The sequence below is a fragment of the Janthinobacterium sp. BJB401 genome (assembly GCF_013372745.1).
GTDB lineage: Bacteria > Pseudomonadota > Gammaproteobacteria > Burkholderiales > Burkholderiaceae_D > Janthinobacterium > Janthinobacterium rivuli.
Genome location: NZ_JABXFH010000020.1, coordinates 1 through 18,748 on the forward strand (window position 1 = coordinate 1; position 18,748 = coordinate 18,748).

Annotated in this window: 18 protein-coding genes; 8 read left to right on the forward strand and 10 right to left on the reverse strand. The window is 61.7% G+C overall.

What is annotated here, in order from left to right; genetic code table 11:
• Both HWE17_RS14560 and rimO read right to left on the reverse strand, forming a co-directional pair.
• Positions 1-1,117: cystathionine beta-lyase (locus HWE17_RS14560; protein WP_176389223.1), on the reverse strand; the 1,117-nt coding region annotated here is incomplete at its 3' end.
• A gap of 96 nt (positions 1,118-1,213) precedes the next feature.
• Positions 1,214-2,569, reverse strand: a complete 1,356-nt coding sequence (rimO, locus tag HWE17_RS14565) for a 30S ribosomal protein S12 methylthiotransferase RimO (RefSeq protein ID WP_176389289.1) — start codon at positions 2,567-2,569, stop codon at positions 1,214-1,216.
• Between the two features lie 308 nt (positions 2,570-2,877).
• Here rimO and HWE17_RS14570 point away from each other — a divergent pair, with 308 nt between their 5' ends.
• Positions 2,878-4,473, forward strand: a complete 1,596-nt coding sequence (locus HWE17_RS14570; RefSeq protein ID WP_176389224.1) for a hypothetical protein — start codon at positions 2,878-2,880, stop codon at positions 4,471-4,473.
• Positions 4,474-4,564: 91 nt separating this feature from the next.
• On the opposite strand, the gene phaR is transcribed toward HWE17_RS14570, so the two are convergent.
• Positions 4,565-5,128 (reverse strand): polyhydroxyalkanoate synthesis repressor PhaR, encoded by a 564-nt coding sequence (gene phaR / locus HWE17_RS14575; RefSeq protein ID WP_010399000.1) that lies wholly within the window; start codon positions 5,126-5,128, stop codon positions 4,565-4,567.
• A 225-nt stretch (positions 5,129-5,353) separates the two neighbouring features.
• Entirely contained in the window at positions 5,354-7,078 is a 1,725-nt protein-coding gene (gene phaC, locus HWE17_RS14580) for a class I poly(R)-hydroxyalkanoic acid synthase (RefSeq protein WP_255206250.1), read from the reverse strand.
• Positions 7,079-7,326: 248 nt separating this feature from the next.
• Here phaC and HWE17_RS14585 point away from each other — a divergent pair, with 248 nt between their 5' ends.
• Entirely contained in the window at positions 7,327-7,539 is a 213-nt protein-coding gene (locus HWE17_RS14585; RefSeq protein WP_369681737.1) for a hypothetical protein, read from the forward strand.
• 16 nt (positions 7,540-7,555) lie between these two features.
• Here HWE17_RS14585 and pgeF read toward each other — a convergent pair whose 3' ends face one another.
• Both pgeF and HWE17_RS14595 read right to left on the reverse strand, forming a co-directional pair.
• Positions 7,556-8,341, reverse strand: coding sequence for a peptidoglycan editing factor PgeF (pgeF, locus tag HWE17_RS14590; RefSeq protein WP_099403106.1), 786 nt, complete (start codon positions 8,339-8,341; stop codon positions 7,556-7,558).
• A complete protein-coding gene (locus HWE17_RS14595; protein WP_102297629.1) occupies positions 8,341-9,366 on the reverse strand; it encodes an RluA family pseudouridine synthase in 1,026 nt (341 codons plus the stop codon). Before HWE17_RS14595 ends, pgeF begins: the two co-directional genes overlap by 1 nt.
• An 89-nt stretch (positions 9,367-9,455) precedes the next feature.
• On the opposite strand from HWE17_RS14595, the gene HWE17_RS14600 reads away from it, so the two are divergent.
• On the forward strand, positions 9,456-10,259 hold the full coding sequence (locus tag HWE17_RS14600) for an outer membrane protein assembly factor BamD (RefSeq protein WP_099403105.1): 804 nt from the start codon (positions 9,456-9,458) through the stop codon (positions 10,257-10,259).
• A 96-nt stretch (positions 10,260-10,355) separates the two neighbouring features.
• Here the strand turns inward: HWE17_RS14600 and yaaA are convergent, their stop codons facing one another.
• Positions 10,356-11,126 (reverse strand): peroxide stress protein YaaA, encoded by a 771-nt coding sequence (yaaA, locus tag HWE17_RS14605; RefSeq protein WP_176389226.1) that lies wholly within the window; start codon positions 11,124-11,126, stop codon positions 10,356-10,358.
• Positions 11,127-11,156: 30 nt separating this feature from the next.
• Here yaaA and HWE17_RS14610 point away from each other — a divergent pair, with 30 nt between their 5' ends.
• From HWE17_RS14610 to HWE17_RS14620, 3 genes are all read left to right on the forward strand, one after another.
• Positions 11,157-11,591: a putative toxin-antitoxin system toxin component, PIN family gene (locus tag HWE17_RS14610; RefSeq protein WP_035819658.1), complete on the forward strand. Its 435-nt coding sequence runs from the start codon at positions 11,157-11,159 to the stop codon at positions 11,589-11,591.
• A gap of 83 nt (positions 11,592-11,674) precedes the next feature.
• Entirely contained in the window at positions 11,675-12,853 is a 1,179-nt protein-coding gene (locus HWE17_RS14615; RefSeq protein WP_176389290.1) for a pyridoxal phosphate-dependent aminotransferase, read from the forward strand.
• 46 nt (positions 12,854-12,899) lie between these two features.
• Positions 12,900-14,003, forward strand: coding sequence for an HD-GYP domain-containing protein (locus HWE17_RS14620; protein WP_176389227.1), 1,104 nt, complete (start codon positions 12,900-12,902; stop codon positions 14,001-14,003).
• A gap of 42 nt (positions 14,004-14,045) precedes the next feature.
• On the opposite strand, the gene HWE17_RS14625 is transcribed toward HWE17_RS14620, so the two are convergent.
• On the reverse strand, positions 14,046-14,504 hold the full coding sequence (locus HWE17_RS14625) for a nuclear transport factor 2 family protein (protein ID WP_176389228.1): 459 nt from the start codon (positions 14,502-14,504) through the stop codon (positions 14,046-14,048).
• Positions 14,505-14,821: 317 nt separating this feature from the next.
• Between HWE17_RS14625 and HWE17_RS14630 the strand changes: the two genes are divergently transcribed.
• Together HWE17_RS14630 and HWE17_RS14635 are read left to right on the forward strand one after the other, a co-directional pair.
• Positions 14,822-15,673 (forward strand): helix-turn-helix transcriptional regulator, encoded by an 852-nt coding sequence (locus HWE17_RS14630; RefSeq protein ID WP_176389229.1) that lies wholly within the window; start codon positions 14,822-14,824, stop codon positions 15,671-15,673.
• A 29-nt stretch (positions 15,674-15,702) separates the two neighbouring features.
• Positions 15,703-16,737, forward strand: coding sequence for a serine hydrolase (locus HWE17_RS14635; RefSeq protein ID WP_176389230.1), 1,035 nt, complete (start codon positions 15,703-15,705; stop codon positions 16,735-16,737).
• 7 nt (positions 16,738-16,744) lie between these two features.
• Here HWE17_RS14635 and HWE17_RS14640 read toward each other — a convergent pair whose 3' ends face one another.
• Positions 16,745-17,647, reverse strand: a complete 903-nt coding sequence (locus HWE17_RS14640) for an alpha/beta hydrolase (RefSeq protein WP_255206251.1) — start codon at positions 17,645-17,647, stop codon at positions 16,745-16,747.
• Positions 17,648-17,671: 24 nt separating this feature from the next.
• Complete coding sequence (locus HWE17_RS14645; RefSeq protein WP_176389232.1) at positions 17,672-18,742, reverse strand: tetratricopeptide repeat protein; 1,071 nt, start codon at positions 18,740-18,742, stop codon at positions 17,672-17,674.
• Positions 18,743-18,748: the final 6 nt, after the last annotated feature.

Consider the following 18,748-nt stretch of genomic DNA (forward strand, 5'->3'; position numbering starts at 1 on the left):
CTTCCAGCCCCACGTTCAGGCGCACGAGCTGGCCCGGCAACTGCCAGCCCTTGCGCATGGCGGCGATGCGGTACGGCATCACCAGGCTGTTCGCGCCGCCCCAGCTGTAGCCAATCTTGAACAATTGCAAAGCATCGACGAAACGGTCCGTCTGCGCCTCCGAGTAGCGGGCATCGAACAGCACGGAAAACAGGCCGCCCGCGCCCGTAAAATCGCGCTGCCAGATGGCGTGGCCGGGGCAATCGTCGAAAGCCGGATGCAGCACCGTGGCGATCTCGCTTCTCCCCTTGAGCCAGGCGGCCACCGTGCGCGCGCCCGCATCGTGCGCGTCGAAGCGCAGCTTCATGGTCGGCAAGCCGCGCAGCACCAGGTAGGCGTCGTCCGCCCCCACGCCCATGCCCAGACGCATGTGCGCCAGCGCCAGGCGCTCGTGCAGCGCCCGCTCGCGCGTAATGAGCGCGCCCATCAGCACGTCCGAGCCGCCCGACTGGTATTTCGTCAGCGCCTGCATGATGATGTCCACGCCCAGGTCAAAGCCGCGCAAGGCCAGGCCGGCCGACCAGGTGTTGTCCAACGCCACCAGCACGCCGCGCGCATGGGCGGCCGCGCAGATGGCGGGCAAGTCCGGTACTTCCATCGTCACGGAACCGGGTGCTTCCGTCCAGATCAGTTTGGTGTTGGGCTGGATCAGGGCGGCGATGCCGGCGCCGATGAGCGGATCGTAATAGCGGGCCGTGATGCCGAAATCCTGCGCCAGCCAGCGTCCCAGTTCGCGGTTCGGGTTGTAGATATTTTCCGGCAATAACACGTCGTCGCCCGTTTTCAGCAGGGCAAAGTCCGCCATGGCGATGGCCGCCAGCCCCGACGGCGCCAGCAGGCAGTACTTGCCCCCTTCGATCTCGGCCAGCCGCGCTTCCAGGGTGAAGGTGGTGGGTGTGCCGTGCAAGCCATAGGTGTAGGCGTTCTTCTCTTTCCAGTCGCCCGAGCGCATGGCAGCCACGTCCTTGAACAGCACGGTCGATGCGTGATGGATGGCGTTGGGAAACGCGGCAAAGCCTTGCGGCGCCTGGTAATCGCTGTGGATCAGCGCGGTTTGCGGAGATTTGGTCTGGGTCATGGCGTCGGGAAATAAAAAAAGGCGGATCAGCAATTGCTGGTCCGCCTTGATTGTAAGGGCTTTACGCCCTGCACGCCGTACGACTGTTACACCTGCTTACTCTGCAGCGCCCCACAGGTCGTGCGCATCCGCGGACGTGATGGTCACGTCAACGAATTGCCCCACCGCCAGCTTGCGGTGCGGCTCGAACGGCGGTTTCACATACACGACGCCATCGATTTCCGGCGCGTCGGCGGACGAGCGGCCCACGCCGCCGGAGCGGGTGACTTCATCGATCAGCACGCGCACGGTCTTGCCGACCTTGGCTTGCAGGCGTTTCTTGGAAATTTCTTCCTGCAGCAGCATGACGCGGCCGCGGCGCTCTTCGCGCAGCTCTTCCGGCACGGGATTGGCGATTTCGTTGGCCGTCGCGCCTTCGACAGGCGAATAGGCGAAGCAGCCCAGACGGTCGATCTGCGCTTCCTTGAGGAAGTCCAGCAAGTATTCGAATTCCGCTTCCGTTTCACCGGGGAAACCGGCGATGAAGGTCGAGCGGATGGTCAGGTCCGGGTTGATCGCGCGCCAGGCCTGGATGCGGTCGAGGTTTTTCTCGCCGCTGGCCGGACGCTTCATGCGCTTGAGCACGTCAGGATGCGCATGCTGCATCGGAATGTCGAGGTACGGCAGGATGTGGCCGCCGCTCATCATCGGAATGATCTGGTCCACGTGCGGGTATGGATACACATAGTGCAAGCGCACCCAGGCGCCGTAAGACTTGGCCAGTTCGCCCAGCGCCTCCGTCAGTTGCGTCATGTGGGTTTTCACGGGACGGCCATTCCAGAAGCCGGAGCGGAATTTCACGTCCACGCCATATGCGGAGGTATCTTGCGAAATGACCAGCAATTCCTTGACGCCGGCCTTGAACAGGTTTTCCGCTTCAATCATCAGTTCACCGATCGGGCGCGAGACGAGGTCGCCACGCATCGATGGGATGATGCAGAAGCTGCAGCGGTGGTTGCAGCCTTCGGAAATTTTCAGGTAGGCATAGTGCTTCGGCGTCAGCTTGACGCCTTGCGGCGGCACCAGGTCGAGGAATGGCGCATGCGGCTTCGGCAAGTGAAAGTGAACGGAATCCATCACTTCGGCCAGCGCGTGCGGGCCCGTGACGGACAGCACTTTCGGGTGCACCTTCATGATGATGTCGTCGCCAGCAGCATCTTTCTTGGCGCCCAGGCAACCGGTGACGATGACTTTACCGTTTTCAGCCAGCGCTTCGCCGATGGCGTCGAGCGACTCTTGCACGGCAGCATCGATAAAACCGCAGGTATTGACGATCACCAGATCGGCGCCAGCGTAGGATTTCGCCGTTTCGTAGCCTTCGGCGCGCAGTTGGGTCAGGATTTGTTCGGAGTCGACCAGCGCTTTCGGGCAGCCGAGCGAGACAAAGCCCACTTTCGGCGCCGCACCTGGCATGGCCAGCATGGCCTCGGGCTGGGCGGAAGGAACGGGAATACGGTGAATTTCAGACATAGTTGGCAGCTAGTAAAATGGTGAGGCGAATCGGCTATTGTACCCCGAGCCGCACCTTGCTGTCAGCGCAGAGTCCTTTTGCTGCCGCATCTGCAACGCTTCAACCGCAACTTTGTTCCGGCCGCTGCCATCGTGGCAATGCTTGGACGAGGTCCCGCCACGCATCGCCGGTATCAAGAAATTAAAAAATAATGCCACAAAGAAACTAATGACTGGCATATAATTGTTTTTTAAAAAACTAAACGAGTCCCATGTCTTTTTCCTTTTCCAATCTGAAAGCGCGGCGCCTGGCTGTCGCGGCTTGCGGTTTGAGCGCATTGCTGCTGAGCGGCTGCGCCGTCAACACCTCGGTGGTTGATCCACTGAAAATGCAAGCACAATCGGGAGAAACCCCGGTGGCGGTCAGCATCACGTCGAATACCAAAGATATTTACGGTTTCAATATGATCAAGTTACGCCGTGTCGTGGCGGGGGAGCAGCGCAGTGATTTCAAGCTGGTCTCCGAAAACCTGGTGATGAAAAAGGTCGAGAGCGCGATGGCAGGCGATACATCCCTGTTCATTGGCGCACTGCCGCCTGGCGAGTATGAGTTTGTGGAATTGATCGATACCCGTGCCAACAAGCTCTTGCATGTGTACTCGACCATCGTGGGAAGCTTCAAGATCGAAGCGGGCAAATCGACGGATCTCGGTCGGCTGGTTGTGACACGCGGCGATTTCGGCGTGCAATACGGTCGCAGCGCGCAGGTGGTATCCAATGCGCAATTGCTCCAGTACTTTGCCCCCGACTACAGCAAGCTATTCGGCGCTACTGCCAGCCCAGGCTGGAGCACCCCACACCACGCGCAGGACGATGTCGAGCAATTTGCCCGCACCCACCCCGCTGGGGCCGAGTGCGTCACCGAGATGCCCGATGGCCGGGTGGCTGCCGCCAGCCGCATGGGCGCCGTCCTGATACGCTCGACGCAAGGTCAATGGAATATCATCAATGCGCAATCGGTGGAGTCGCTGTCTTGCGTGTTCCCTGTAGACCTGCCCAATGCCGAGTTGATCGCGGTAGGCGAATCGGGCTCCCTGCTACGTAAAGCGCGTGACAGTGAAAAGCTGCTTCCTGTCGATACAGGCAATTTGCCGCCCGGCAATCTGCTGCGTATCGGTGGCAACCCCAAGGCTGGCTGGTACGTGCTACATCGCAAGGGCGATGTATTGAACATTTTCCATGCGAAACAACTGGACGCTGGCGACTGGCGATCCGTGCACCATGCCGCCATGCCCGGATCTTGGCTGCATGGCCCAGGCTTATTCTGGACATGGCAAGACGCGGACCGGATCGGCTATGCGATGGAAAGCGGCTTGATCGGCGAACTCGATTACAGTACGGGCAAGTTGACCGAACGCTTTGGTCCGCTCAAGAAAAAATTGGCGCAGTTTATCCATCAACCCAATGGGACGGAAAGCATTCTGGTAGAAGCTGGCTTGGCGGGAAGGTTTCCCGACGCCTATGTTTCACGGGATCGCGGCCAGAACTGGACGCAAATCGTTTCGCCATTCAAAGTCCTGATGTCGCCTGTGGCGCCACTCAATGACGGCAGATTACTGATGGAGGCCGGCATGTATACCGAGGGCGCACTGCTGGTCAGCAGCGACGAAGGTAAAACCTGGGGGCCGTATACACCATACATATTGCGAAGGACCCCATTGATTTTCCCATCCGGCCTTGCGCTCAATATCCAGGAAGATTTCAAGGGTCGCATCAGCATTTACAGTTCCATGGACAATGCCAGGACATGGAAGCTCGAGCATTCAAACCAGGACCTGCTCTCCACGCTGCAGCAACTGAAGCGATAGCATGCAGCATCGGCCGCTGGCGGCATGACGCCCGCAAAGCACAACGGCACAGGAGTTCCTGTGCCGTTGTGTGCCCCTCATCGGCGGCTGCTTACTTCTTGTCCGTCGGCGGCACCGGCGGAACAAACGGGAACGTGCCGAACAGATTCTTGCTCTGGCTCTGCATCTGTTCCTGCATCTGCACGAACAGGCTCTTGCTCTGGTCGATGTAGTTGTTCATCATGCCTTGCATCATCGGGCCCTGGACATTCATGAACTGGGTCCACATTTCCGGGCTGAATGGCTTGCCTTCGAAACTGCCGGCCGACGTGCCCGTGAATTTGTGCTGGATATCGGTGAACGCTTGCACGTTCTTTTCCAGGTAGGATCCCATCATGCCCTGCATGGCGTGGCCATAGTAGCGGATGATCTGCGACAACACGCTACTCGAGAACATGGGCGCGCCGTTCGCTTCCTCTTCCAAAATGATTTGCAGCAAGATGCTGCGCGTCAAATCTTCATTGGATTTGGCATCGACGACGGTAAACACCTCATTGTCCAACACCAGCTGCTTGACGTCCGTCAAGGTGATGTAGGAACTGGTTTGCGTGTCATACAGACGGCGGTTGGGATATTTTTTAATCAGGCGGTCTATACTTTTTTTTGCACTACTCATCACAAGTTCCACTTATTGCGCCGCAGCGCATACTGAGTTAATCCGAAAAAAAAGCGAACGTGGGTCCGCTTTCGCACCTGCCTACTTTTTCCATTATAGAGTGGAAAATGGCTCCATTGCACATCAGGGTAGTAGATTCCCATATTTATTGCAACGCAACTAAGAGTAGATTCCTGACAAGACCGGAGATTACGCCGGTCTTGCCTGGCGAGAAGCTTTTGTAAACTAGTCCGCCCTGACTTTAACATACCGCCCCGGCGCCGGCTCGATTGCCGCGTGGCGTTTGTTGCCCGGCTTGGCTGGCGCCTTCACCTGCGCGCCGCCGTGTTCGGCCAGGAAGGCCGCCCATTCGGGCCACCAGCTACCCACGTGCTCGGTCGCGCCTTCCATCCATTGCTCGGCAGTCAAGGGCTTGGCTTTCGCCGTGCGGGCGGTTTTAGCTGCATCATTGCTCCAGTAACTACGCTTTTTCTTCGATGCAGGATTGATCACGCCGGCGATATGGCCCGAAGCACCGAGGATGAAGCGGTTGGCTTTCGGCTTTTTCGGGTTCAGCAAGGCCGTGCTGGCGTAGGCCGCGCCCCAGGGCACGATATGGTCTTCGCGCGAACCGTAGATGAAAGCGGGCGCGTCGATGCTGCTCAGGTCGACCTTTTCGCCGGCCACCGTCAGCTTGCCCGGCACTTTCAGGCTGTTTTCCAGGTAAGTGTTGCGCAGATACCAGCAGAACATGGGACCCGGCAAGCCCGTGCCGTCACCGTTCCAGTACAGCAAGTCGAACGCGGGCGGCTCCTTGCCTTTCAGGTAATTCGATTGCACGTAGTTCCACACGAGGTCGTTCGGCCGTAGGCTGGAGAAAGTGCTGCCCAGGTCGCGGCCCGACATCAGGCCGCCCTTGGCCAGGGACTGCTCGCGCAGCGCCACTTGCGGCTCGTCGATGAAGACGTCGAGCGCGCCCGTGTCGCAGAAATCGAGGAAGGTGGTCAAGAGGGTCAGGCTGGCGGCCGGATTCTCGCCGCGCGCCTTGAGCACAGCCAGCGCCGTCGAGACGATGGTGCCGCCCACGCAAAAGCCGAACATATTGAGCTTGTCCTGGCCGGAAATGTCCTGCGTGACCTGGATGGCTTCGATCACGCCTTGCTCGACGTAATCGTCCCACGTCAGGTGTTGCATGCTCAGGTCCGGATTGCGCCAGGACATCAGGAACACGGTATTGCCCTGCTCCACCGCATAGCGCACGAGCGAGTTTTCCGGCTGCAAGTCAAGGATATAGAATTTATTGATGCATGGCGGCACCATCAGCAGCGGCCGCTGGTGTACCGTGGGGGTGCTTGGCGTGTACTGGATCAGCTGGAACAGCGCGTTCTCGAACACCACCGTGCCCGGCGTGGTGGCCACGTTGCGTCCCACTTCGAAGGCCGACTCGTCGGACTGCGAGATGCGGCCCTTCTGCATGTCGGCCAGCATATTGCTCAAGCCCTTGGCCAGGCTCTCGCCCTTGGTCTCGATCAGGGTTTGCTGGGCGTCGGGATTGGTCGCGAGAAAGTTGGCAGGCGACATGGCGTCAACGATTTGCTGCACGGCAAACGCAATCTTTTGCTTCTGGTGCGGCGTCGCTTCCACGGCATCGGCCATGGCGCTGAGAAACTCCGCATTCAGCAAATAGGCTGCCGCATTGAAGGCCGACAAGGGGCTGGCGTGCCAGGCGGGCGCGGCGAAGCGGCGGTCTTTCAATTCCGGCGCCTTGCCGGCCATAAAGTCGGCCCACAAGCCCGTCAGCTTGGCCACGTAGGCATTTTTCAGTTGCTCGATCGCTTCTGGCTTGATGCTGGCGCCCGCATCCTGCAAAATGCCGGCAATCGGATTGCCCTGGGGCTGCGGTACCATGTTGAACCACGTCTTCCACTGTTCAGGATTGCTGATCTGCGCCATCCATTCTTTGGTCATCATTTGAGGATCGGGCATATTCATAGATGTATGTAAGTCCATTCAAGATTGAGGGACGCCGAACAAAACCTACTGCGCGTCGGTATAGGCGGCCTGCGATGCTCACCGTACTAGAGTACGGTTGCGCTTCTTAGCCACCTCTCCCTTCCGCTCGCTACGGTTTTGTTAGGCGCCGAAACGTAGTCGAAAAATAAATACTTTAGGATCACCTGCATGCAAACTTTTACTGACTGCCACTACCAATGATGCTCATGACCGCTGTTGCCTGGATCTATGTCGTCGGCCTCATGGCGCTGACGGAACCGTCCATCGTCGCCGGGGTGATGACCTTCTTGCTGTACTGCGTCATCCCGCTGTCCATCCTATTCTATCTGACGGGCTCGCGGAGACGCAAACGCAAGGCCGAGCTAAAAGCCCGCGCACTTGCCTCAGCAGACGATAAAACAAAAACGGCAGACACATAAGTGTCTGCCGTGCAGATTATTTGCGCCAGATCAAACTGGCCTGTCTTCCCGTGACGCCATCGCGCCGATACGAGTAAAACTGCGCCGCATCGCTGACGGTGCAATATTCCCCGCCCGCCACTTGCGCCACGCCATCGCGCAGCAGCATGGTGCGCGCCAGCGCATAGATGTCGGCCAGGTACTTGCCCGGCTTGCCTGCGATGGCGACGAAAGAAGCGCTCAACACTTGCCGTTCCGCCTCATCGCGCGCGCCGTCGCGGAACGCTTGCAGCACCTCCTGCCCCACTTCGAATTGCTGCGGACCAATGGCCGGCCCCAGCCAGGCGAGGATGTCCGTCGCACCTTGCGACCGCATGCTTTCCACCGTGCGCTGCAAGACGCCATTGGCCAGGCCGCGCCAGCCCGCGTGCGCCGAACCGACAACGAGGCCATCCGTCGAGCAGAACAGCACAGGCAGGCAATCGGCCGTCATCACCACGCACACGGCGCCAGGCTGTGTTGCCACGCTGGCATCGGCGTCCGGCACGTAGCCATCCAGCTTGCCGGCATCGGCCACGGCCACGCCATGCACCTGCGACAGCCAGGCCGGCTCGGCAGGCAAGATAGCCGCCAGCCGCGCCCGGTTGGCGGCCACGTGCGCGGGCTCGTCGCCCACGTGCGTGCCCAGATTCAAGCCACCGCCGCCCTGCCCGTCACCATACGGCCCTTGGCTGACGCCGCCCGCGCGCACGGTCGCCAGCGCGCCCACGTTCGCGGGCAAGCCGGGCCAATCGGGTACTAGGCAAGGCAACGGCGACGTCATCAGACCTGTTCCGGCTCGGGAATGCCGGCCGTGGCGATCAGTTGCGCGAAATCATCTGCCAGCGGCACGATCCATTCGCACGCTTCCAGCGTGCCCGGATGCACGAGACCCAGGCGGCGCGCCTGCAGTGCCTGGCGCGAGAACACGGTCACGAGGTGCTGCTTGCCATATACATGGTCGCCGACCAGCGCGAAGCCCAGATGCTGCATGTGCACGCGGATCTGGTGCGTGCGCCCTGTTTCCAGACGGCATTGCATCAGGCTCACGGGACGGCGGTCGAGTTCGCCGCTGCCGATCAATTCATAGTGCGTGATGGCAGGCTTGGCCGTAAAGTTTTCCGAGACGGCCATCTTGACCCGGTCACGCGGGTGGCGCGCGATGGACGCGTCGATGGTGCCCGCCATTTTCGGCGTGCCCCACACGAGCGCGAAATACTCGCGCTTGACGGTGCGCGCCTGCAACTGGCGCACCAGGTCCGTTTGCGAAGCGAGGGTCTTGCCGACCACCATCAGGCCGCTCGTATCCTTGTCCAGGCGGTGCACGATGCCGGCGCGCGGCACGCCGGCCAGTTGCGGGCAGTGGTGCAGCAAGCCGTTGAGCAGGGTGCCAGACCAGTTGCCGGGGCCCGGATGCACGACCAGTCCGGCCGGTTTGTTGATGACGATGATATGCTCATCTTCGTGCACGATGTTCAATTCCATCGCTTCCGGCTTAAAAGCCTCGTCTTCCGGCGCGCTTTGCGGCAGAATGACGATCTTCTCGTCGCCATAGGCGGTCATGTTGCGTTTGGCAACTTTTCCATCGACGGTCACGAAACCGGCTTCCAGCCACAATTGCAAGCGGCTGCGCGAGTATTGCGGCACCAGCTGGGCGATGACTTTATCGAGGCGGTGGCCGCAGGCGTCCGGCGTCAGTTCCAATGTAATCGGGGCCATTTCCTCGAAGACGTCGTCGGCGGCAAAATCGCCGTCAAACGCCTCTTCGGCAGCATGGTCAGAAAGGGAGTCAAACGCGGGGTCAGCCAAATTAGGCTTCGGAGTTAATATCACAGCATTCCCATCGGCTATAATCAGCCTATTGTAAAATCTTGGTTAAAACCTTCTTGCAAAACGTCATGCAAAAAAAATTATCGTTGGTAGTCGCTTCAGTCGTTCTGCTCGGCATGTCCGCTTGCAGCTTGTTGCCTGAAAAAGTGGATGAGACCAAAAACTGGTCCGTTACGAAATTATACTCGGAGGCGCGTGAAGAAATGGCCGGACAGCACTATGAAGCTGCAATCGGCCTGTTCCAGAAGCTGGAGGCTAACTATCCTTTCGGCAACTATGCTCTGCAAGCGCAGATGGAGATCGCTTACGCGTATTATAAGGCGGGAGACCAGGCGCAGGCACTGGCTGCCGTCGAACGCTTCATCAAGTTGCATCCGAACCACGCCAATGTCGACTATATGTACTACTTGCGTGGCCTGATCAGCTTTAATGACCAGATCAGCTTCCTGAACTTCCTGTACGAGCAAGATCCGACCGAGCGCGACCCGAAAGCCACGCGCGAAGCGTTTGCGGCCTTCAAGCAACTGGTCGACAAGTTCCCGAATAGTAAATATGCGCCCGATTCGTTGGCCCGCATGAACTATTTGATCGATGCCATGGCGAAATACGAAGTACACGTGGCGCGCTATTACTTCCGCCGCGGCGCCTACCTGGCCGCCGCCAACCGCGCGCAAACGACGGTCAGCGACTTCCGTGCCTCGCCGGCCATCGAAGAAGCGCTGTTCATCATGTACCGCTCGTATGACAAGCTGGGCTTGACCGACCTGCGCGACGACGCCTTGCGCGTGCTGACCAAGAACTACCCGAACACGGCATTCCTCAGCCCGGAAGGGGTGAACAAGGAACGCAAGTGGTGGAAATTCTGGCAGTAAGATAAGAAAAAACCGGGCTAGCCCGGTTTTTTCTTAGCCCAACGGCAAAATCCGGGGTCGTACCCTGAGGGTACGACCCCGGCATTTGCTTTAGGGTTATTCTCCGACCTTGCGCCGGAACACCCAGCTCTTGTCGTTCGACGCTTCCGGCACGAAACCGTAACCGTCGACATCGAACTGCTTCAGCTGTTGCGGATCGCGTATATGGTTGACGGCCGCATAGCGGGCCAGCATGCCGCGCGCGCGCTTGGCGTAGAACGAGATGATTTTATACTTGCCATTCTTCCAGTCCTCGAACACGGGCGCGATGACGGGCACGTCCAGCTGGCGCGGCTTGACGGATTTGAAATATTCTTCGGAAGCAAGGTTGACCAGCACCTTGGCGCCCTGCTCCTTGGCCGCGCGGTTCAGGCCGTTGGTGATGGTGTCACCCCAGAACGCATACAAATCCTTGCCGCGCGTGGTCGACAACCGCGTGCCCATTTCCAGGCGGTGCGGGTGGATCAGGTCCAGCGGGCGCAGCAAGCCGTACAGGCCCGATAAAATGCGCACGCGCGACTGGGCATAGTCGAGCTGGGCCGGCTGCAGGCTGCGCGCCTCGAAACCGGCATACACGTCGCCATTGAAGGCCATGATGGCCTGGCGCGCGTCGTCAAGCTGGGGTGTCCAGGAAGCGTAGCGGGCCACGTTGAGGGCCGACAAGGCGTCGGAAATGCCCATCAGGCTGCCCACTTCGGCCGGGGAAAACTGGCGCATGCGCTCGATCAACTGAGCGGAATGGTCGAGAAAATCGGGGGTGCTGTGCAACGAGGTTGTTGGCGGCGTCTCCAGGTCGAGACTCTTGGCGGGCGAAAGCACGATCAACATAAATTATCACTACAGAATAGAATTGCCGACATGATACCTGCTCCACAAAAACTCGTCCTCGACACCAACGTTTGCCTCGACCTGTTCGTCTTTAACGACCCGCGCTGGGCGGGCTTGCTGGCGGCCATGGAAAGCGGCGCCGTGCACGCCATCACGCGCGAAGATTGCCGCGCGGAATATCTGGTCGTGCTGCATTACAAACATTTGCCGCTCGATGAAGCGAGCCGCGCCGTTGCCGCCGCCCGCTTCGACGCCCACATCAGCGTGGTGGCACCGCCCGTCTCTGGCGTGCGCCTGCCCGTCTGCACGGACAAGGATGACCAGAAATTCCTCGAACTGGCGCGTGACGCCAACGCCGACATCCTCATCACCAAGGACAAGGCGCTGCTGAAACTGGCCCGCAAGACGGCCAAGGCCGGCATGTTCAAGATCATGGTGCCGGAAGGCTGGGCCTTGCCAGGCTGAGCCGCCAAAGCCCTGCACGCAAGGGGGCGCGCTGCGCTAGAATGGGACACGATTCCACTTTCCGCACCGCGCCCCTACCGTTCATGAACAGCCCGTCCCTGCCCTACACGACTCCCGCCCTGACCTCGCGCCTGCCTCTTGTGGGCACCACCGTGTTTACCCGCATGTCCAGCCTGGCGGCCCAGCATGGCGCCGTCAACCTGGGCCAGGGTTTTCCAGATTTCGATTGCGATCCAGCCCTGGTCGACCTCGTCAGCGACGCCATGCGCGCCGGCCACAACCAGTATCCGATGATGACGGGCGCCGCGCCCTTGCGTGAAGCGATTGCCGCGAAAATCGCCAGCCTGTACGGCCACAGCTATGACGCCGGCACGGAAATCACCGTCACGGCCGGCGCCACGCAGGCGCTGACCACGGCCATTTTGTGCTGCGTGCACCCGGGCGACGAAGTCATCGTCATCGAACCAGCCTACGACAGCTATCTGCCCGCCATCGCCCTGGCTGGCGGCGTGCCCGTGCTGGTGGCCATGCAAGTGGGTGAACACGGTTACAGCGTGCCGTGGGACACCCTGGCCGCCGCCGTCAGCAACAAGACGCGTTTGATCATCATCAACACGCCGCACAATCCGACGGGCACGATCTTGCGCCCCGCCGACGTGGCCGCGCTGGCCGACATCGTGCGCGGCACGCAAATTCTGATACTCTCCGACGAAGTCTACGAACACATGGTGTACGACGGCGTGCCGCACGCTTCATTGAGCCGCAACGCGGAACTGGCGGCGCGCAGCTTCATCGTTTCCAGCTTCGGCAAGACGTATCACGTGACGGGCTGGAAGATCGGCTATGTCGCCGCGCCAGCATCCATGACGGCGGAGTTCCGCAAAGTGCACCAGTACAACGTATTTAGCGTCAATACGCCGATGCAGCACGGCCTGGCCGGCTACATGGCCGAGCCGCAGCCCTATCTGGATTTGCCCGCGTTTTACCAGCGCAAGCGCGACCTGTTCCGCGACGGCCTGGCGGGTAGCCGCTTTACCTTGCTGCCGGCCGACGGCACGTATTTCCAGTGCGTACGCTACGATGCCATTTCGCAAGAGACCGAAGCCCAGTTCGCCGAATGGCTGACGACGGAAATCAAGGTGGCGGCCATCCCTGTCTCCGCGTTTTACGCGCAGGGCAAGGAGTCGGGCATCGTGCGCTTCTGCTTTGCCAAGAAAGACGAGACCTTGCGCCTAGCGCTGGAGCGCCTGCGCAGCATATAACCGAGCACTGAACATGGCTTCGCTGCGGCGGGGCAAAGGATGACAGATGGTACAGCGTCGCATCGGCCCGGCCGACCTGGTTCCCGGCGAACCCCTGCCCTGGGATCTGTTTTTGGCTGACCATAGTGCCGGCCCGCAACTGCGCAAGGGACAGATCATCACGGACGGTGCGCAACTGGGCCGTTTGCTGCAGCTGGGCCTGTACGTGGGCGCGCCCGAGCAGCCATCCGTCTTGCGCCTGCTCAATGAGGCGGCGCAGCGCCTGGAACGGCTGCTGCTGGCCTTGCGCAGCGAAAACAATGCCGAGCGCGACGTGCGCGACATCGCCCGCGAACTGCTGCGCGCGCTGGAACACGATGCAGATATCTCCCTGGCCAGCATCCTGCTCAACCAGATCGCCGGCAGCTACGCCGTGCGCCACTGCATCGAAACAGCCTTGCTGGCCATGCTGGTGGGCCGCAGCATGCACAAGTCCCACGATGAACTGTTGTTGATCGGCGCGGCCGCGCTGACGATGAACGTGGGCATGCTGCGCCACCACGACAGCTTCCAGGACCGGCGCGGCCCCCTGAACGACGAGGAAATGCGCATCGTGCGTCTGCATCCGCAGGAAAGCACGGAACTGCTGCGCTGCGCCGGTGTCGATGACGAGGAATGGCTGAGCTGTGTGCTGCTGCACCATGAAAACGACGACGGCAGCGGCTACCCGCAGGGGCGCACGGCCGATGAAATCCTGCAAAACGCCAAGCTGATCGGCCTGGCCGACCGCTATTGCGCCCGCGTTTCCGCGCGCAACTACCGGCGCTCCATCGTGCCCGACCAGGCGCTGCAGCACATCTTCCTCGACCAGGGCGTGCCCATCGATCCGCTGCTGGGGGAACAGTTCGTCAACCTGCTGGGAAAATATCCGCCCGGAACATTGGTGCGCCTGCGCAGCGGCGAACTGGGGGTGGTGACGCAACGGGGCGCCGGCCACGTGCATCCGCTCAGCGATGCGCTGGGCGCGCCGCTGGCCGCCGCCCAGCTATCGCAGATGACGCCGCGCGACACGGGCGACAGCCAGTTCGCCATCGTCTCGTCGCTGCATGAAGACGATGCGGGCGTGCGCTTCAGCATGCGCAATGTGTGGGGCGACGGGGCGCGGCTGTAGGCCGCCAGGGCAAGGCCGGCGCCAGGCCGGGAAAATGCCAGCTTACGGTTTCGGCGGACGGATTCCCGTGTATTGCGCGCTGACCAGCAGCCATTGCTTGTCGACAAGCCGAGCCACATAGCCGGCGCGCAGGGCGAAGGTGCGGGCACCCGCTTCCTGATTGAGTCGGTAGGACAGCCGCGCCGAGATGAGCGCCGTATCGCCAAACAGCCGCACCACTGGCTCATCGAACTGAAGTTGAGGGCTCGGCCGCTTCTGCTCTGGCGCATAAAAGGAGAGCATTTTTTCACGCCCGTCCACCTCGCCGACCGGCGATATTTCCACATAATTCTCGGCCGTCGTGGCTTTCAAGGCAAGCTGATCAAAGTTGTTCTGCGCCTGCGCATGGCGCTGCACCAAAGCCACCAGTTCAGCATCGCCGGGAGCCGCGTTCGCGCTGCCGATCACGCCGAAGGCGCCAAGCAGGCACGTGGAAAGAAGGTGTGGAAGAGTCAATTTCATGCGTAGTCATCCTGGTCGAAGTCATTGAGAAGCGTCCGTTGATTCCTGCGGCAGCGCCAGTATCGAACACTCGCTTGCGGGCAAACTCATCATGAGGGAGCCCACTGTATGCTATCCGATTGCCCTTTCCGGCGCATGCCATTGCGACAAACGGCTTGATTGGGGGATTGAAACGCCATTTCGAGGACGCGTGTGGCCGGCTTGATGGCGCCGTCCCGCATCCCGCGCATTCCCCCGAATCGACCGTTCATCCTGCCCCCGGCGCTGTTCGTCGTTCCGCGCTCGCCCGTGCGGGCAGCCGCGCATACCATGCCGACATGACCACTCCACTCCAGTTCAAGTCAGGCCAGTTCTATGGCGACGTGCATCACCGCGCGCGCGGCAGCATGTTTGATATCCGCCGTCTGCAGGCCACGCGTGGCGAGGATGAAGTCGAAACGCACCGGCATGACGACGCCCACTTCGTCTTCGTTCTGTCCGGCACGTATATTTCCAGCGCCCTGCACGCCCCGCCGCGCGCGCCTTCGCCCACCCTCGTCTTCAATCCTGCCGGCACGACGCACCGCGACCGCTTCGTCGATGGCAAGGGCAGTTTCATGACGGTATCGCTTGACCCTGCCCTGCTGGCGGGCGCCGAGGAATTGCATGCGGCCCAGGAGTGCGCCAGCGTGTTGCGCGATACGGCCAGCGCGGCCGCCGCGTTCCGGCTGGCGCGCGAAATTGGCCGCGGCGGCGATGGCGCCCTGCTCGAAGCGGGCGCATGGGACATGCTGGCCAGCCTGCACAAGACGCCCCGGCAGGCGCGCCCATCCCTGCCCGGCTGGGCCCACCAGGCCTATGAAGCCGTGATGGACCTGGCCAATGACACGCATCTGCGCATCGCCGACGTGGCCGCCGCCCTGGGCGTGCATCCCGTGCACCTGGCCCGCGTGTTCCGCCAGGCCTGGGGCTGTTCGCCGGGCGACCTGCTGCGCTGGCGCCGCGTCGAGCAGGCCAGCGGCCTGCTGCGCCGCCCGGAACTGAGCATGGCCGAGGTGGCGCTGAGCGTGGGCTTCGCCGACCAGAGCCACATGAGCCGCGCCTTCCAGGCCCGCTACGGCATGACGCCCAGCAACTATCGACGCCAAATGTTTCAAACGTCCAAGACAATGCCCGGATTGCAAGACTAGACTGCACTTTTCCAACTCAGGAGTACACCATGTTGCGATATTTACCCCTTCTTCTGGCCTTCGGCAACAGCGTCCACGCGGGCGAACTGGACGGCGTTACCACCGCCATCGAAGCGGGCGACTTCAAGCAGATCACCAGCGTCGTGGTGGCACAACATGGCAAGCTGCTCTACGAACACTACTTCGACAAGGACGGCGCGGAAAGCCTGCGCAACACGCGCTCGGTTGGCAAGACGGTGGCGGGCATGCTGGTCGGCCTGGCCATCGAGCGCAAGCTCTTGCGCACCGACACTCCCGTCCTGCCGTACTTTCCGGAACTGCGCCCGCTGGCCCATGCCGACCCGCGCAAGGACAAGATCACGGTCGAGGATTTCCTGACCATGAGCTCGCTGCTCGAATGCGACGACGACAACCAGCATTCGCGCGGCAACGAAGAGCGCATGTATCTGGTGGAAGACTGGAGCCGCTTCGTGGCGGACCTGCCGATCCGCGGCTTTCCCGAATGGCAGCCCCGCCCCGAACAATCGCCGTATGGCCGCGCCTGGAGCTATTGCACGGCCGGCGTCACCCTGCTGGGACCGCTGCTTGAAAAAGTGAGCGGCCAGCGCGTGCCGGACTTCGCGGCCGCCAACCTGTTCAAGCCGCTGGGCATCGACAAGGTGAAATGGCAATTCCAGCCCAAGGGCAGCGCCATGACGGGCGGCGGCTTGCAACTGCGCAGCGTGGACCTGATGAAGCTTGGCCAGCTCTACCTCGACGGCGGGCGTTGGAATGGCCAGCAGGTGATGCCGGCCGACTGGGTCAGGCGCTCGATCGCGCCGCATGCCAACGCGCGCGAAGGCATGGACTATGGTTACCTGTGGTGGCTGCAACCGTTCACGGCGAATGGCCGCACGGTGCAAAGCTATGGCATGGCGGGTTCGGGCGGCAATAAAGTGCTCGTATTGCCGGAACTCGATGCCGTGGTCGTCATCACCACGACCAACTTCCAGGTGCGCGATGCCCATGGACTCAGCGAAAAATTGCTGACCAAGCTGATCATGCCGGCATTGATGCGCCCCTGAGCACCCGTCATTTGACGGACGTCAGATACGCCCGCAAGCCATGCGTGAGCACAAAGGGGAAAACGCTCGCATGGTCTTCATCCTCGAAGACGCGCAAGCGGCTTGTCAAACCGGGGAACTTGCGCGATTTCAACTTCCCATCGAATTCGCGCAAGTCGGCCAGCATGTCGGCCTCTTCCTCCGAACGCGAACGCTTCTTGCCCGCCGCCAGCTTTTCCAGGCCGCCGATGCCGAAGAACACGGAGGCCGGCAGATCCTTGTGGCTGGCCGCATACGCCTGTTCGCGCTCGAACATGACGCCGGCGTCGTACCACAGCGACGGGCTGCCGAGGATGTAATGCTCGAAGGTGCGCGGTTGCGTCAGCAAAAATTGCAGGCCCAGCAGGCTGCCGTAGGAATGGCCAATGAACACCTTGCGCTGCATGTTCACGCGATAGTTACTGGCGATAAAGGGAAACACCTCGCCCGAGATGAACTGGCCATACGCCTTCGCTTCGCCGAACGCCGGCTGCCGCCCCGGCATGTCCGAGCGGTAATCATGCTTGCGCGGCGTGGTGGGCGTGTAATCGCGGCGCCGGCTGTACACCCCGCCATCGCCATTGGCATACGACAGGCCGACCACCACCACCTCTTCCATCCCCGCATGCTTGTTCAGGCGCTGCGCGATATTGCGCACGATGGCGAACGAGTAATTGGCGTCGACGACGAACAGCACCGGATAGCGTTTATTGCCCTGCCGATAGGAATCGGGCAACGCGACATATACCTGGTAGTCGCGCTTCAGGGCTTGCGCCCGGATGTCGCGCACTTCCGTATTCTCAAGAACGTAGCTGGCGGGGGCGCTGGCGGGTGCGGCCAGGGCGCTGCCGGCCAGGCCGCACAGGACGATGAGCAGGCTGAAAGGCTTCAAGCTGGTTTCTTTCATTGAGGTAAGTTACTTCGCCGCGGCCGCCGTCAGCTGCACCAGTTTGCGTTCGACAAACGCCTGCAATTGCGGCGACAGGGTTTGCAAGCCCTTGGCCCGCTCGAACGCCTGGCGCGCCTGGGCAGGATGGTTGTCGGCTTGCAAGGCGATGCCAAGGCCCATCCACCAGACGCTGTTGTCGGGCGCCGTCTGCAGAGCCAGCTGGTAGTGTTCCGCCGCTTCGCGGTAGCGCTGTTCGCGCTGCAGCACGCCGGCCAGGAAGGCCTGGTATTCGCCGCTGTCGCTGGCGTACGGCAGGCTGCGCGTCAGGGTATCGAGAGCGACCGCGCCGCCGTTGGGCTTGTCCAGCTGCAAACGGGCCAGCATCATCGCTTGCGCCGGCTGTTTCGGGTCCAGCGCCAGGCTCAGCTGCAACTGGCGCGCTGCTTCGTCTGGGCGCTGCGCTTCCAGCAGCAGGCGCACCAGGGTTTCGCGCGCACCCTGGTGGCGCGGATCCAGCTGCAGGGTCTGCTGCAAGGCCAGCATGGCGTCGGAGACGCGGCCATCCTGCAACTGCGCCAGCGCGCGCCGGTATTCATTCTCCACGCGCTGCTGCGGCGTGACTTGTTTTCCGTCGATGATGCGCTCGCTGGCGGCCAGCGCCGGCGTTTTCACCACGGGCGCGGCGGCACGCTTGGCGGGTTGCTCCGTGATGCGGCGCATCTCGGCGGCACGCAGCCTGGCTGGCGCGACCGTCTCCTCGGCCTGGAACACGGGTTCGGGTTCCGCCGCCACGACGGGCTCCGCTGCGGCGACCACCACTGGCACGGGAGCAACGGCCGCAGGCACGGGTGCCGATACTGGAAGCAACACCGGCGTGCTGGCCACATTGATCAGCACGGGCGGCACGGCCGGGCGCTTCAGGTAGACCCAGCCCAGGGCAATGGCGGCGGCCGTCAGGCCGGCCGCGCCGCCGAAGACCAGCGCGCGCGAGACGCCCCGCTCGCGTTCGGGCACGGAGCGGATGCCGGCCGCGTCGCCGCGTCCATCGGGGGTGCCGCGGGCATCGAGGTCTTGCAACATCTTGTTAATCAGGCTCATCTACAG

Excerpts from the sequence above, each read along its gene's own strand:
- rimO (WP_176389289.1), bottom strand. The coding sequence starts at position 2,569 with ATGCCAGGTGCGGCGCCGAAAGTGGGCTTTGTCTCGCTCGGCTGCCCG.
- HWE17_RS14570 (WP_176389224.1), top strand. The coding sequence starts at position 2,878 with ATGTCTTTTTCCTTTTCCAATCTGAAAGCGCGGCGCCTGGCTGTCGCG.
- phaR (WP_010399000.1), bottom strand. The coding sequence starts at position 5,128 with ATGAGTAGTGCAAAAAAAAGTATAGACCGCCTGATTAAAAAATATCCC.
- phaC (WP_255206250.1), bottom strand. The coding sequence starts at position 7,078 with ATGATGACCAAAGAATGGATGGCGCAGATCAGCAATCCTGAACAGTGG.
- HWE17_RS14585 (WP_369681737.1), top strand. The coding sequence starts at position 7,327 with ATGACCGCTGTTGCCTGGATCTATGTCGTCGGCCTCATGGCGCTGACG.
- pgeF (WP_099403106.1), bottom strand. The coding sequence starts at position 8,341 with ATGACGTCGCCGTTGCCTTGCCTAGTACCCGATTGGCCCGGCTTGCCC.
- HWE17_RS14600 (WP_099403105.1), top strand. The coding sequence starts at position 9,456 with ATGCAAAAAAAATTATCGTTGGTAGTCGCTTCAGTCGTTCTGCTCGGC.
- yaaA (WP_176389226.1), bottom strand. The coding sequence starts at position 11,126 with ATGTTGATCGTGCTTTCGCCCGCCAAGAGTCTCGACCTGGAGACGCCG.
- HWE17_RS14610 (WP_035819658.1), top strand. The coding sequence starts at position 11,157 with ATGATACCTGCTCCACAAAAACTCGTCCTCGACACCAACGTTTGCCTC.
- HWE17_RS14615 (WP_176389290.1), top strand. The coding sequence starts at position 11,675 with ATGAACAGCCCGTCCCTGCCCTACACGACTCCCGCCCTGACCTCGCGC.
- HWE17_RS14620 (WP_176389227.1), top strand. The coding sequence starts at position 12,900 with ATGGTACAGCGTCGCATCGGCCCGGCCGACCTGGTTCCCGGCGAACCC.
- HWE17_RS14625 (WP_176389228.1), bottom strand. The coding sequence starts at position 14,504 with ATGAAATTGACTCTTCCACACCTTCTTTCCACGTGCCTGCTTGGCGCC.
- HWE17_RS14630 (WP_176389229.1), top strand. The coding sequence starts at position 14,822 with ATGACCACTCCACTCCAGTTCAAGTCAGGCCAGTTCTATGGCGACGTG.
- HWE17_RS14635 (WP_176389230.1), top strand. The coding sequence starts at position 15,703 with ATGTTGCGATATTTACCCCTTCTTCTGGCCTTCGGCAACAGCGTCCAC.
- HWE17_RS14645 (WP_176389232.1), bottom strand. The coding sequence starts at position 18,742 with ATGAGCCTGATTAACAAGATGTTGCAAGACCTCGATGCCCGCGGCACC.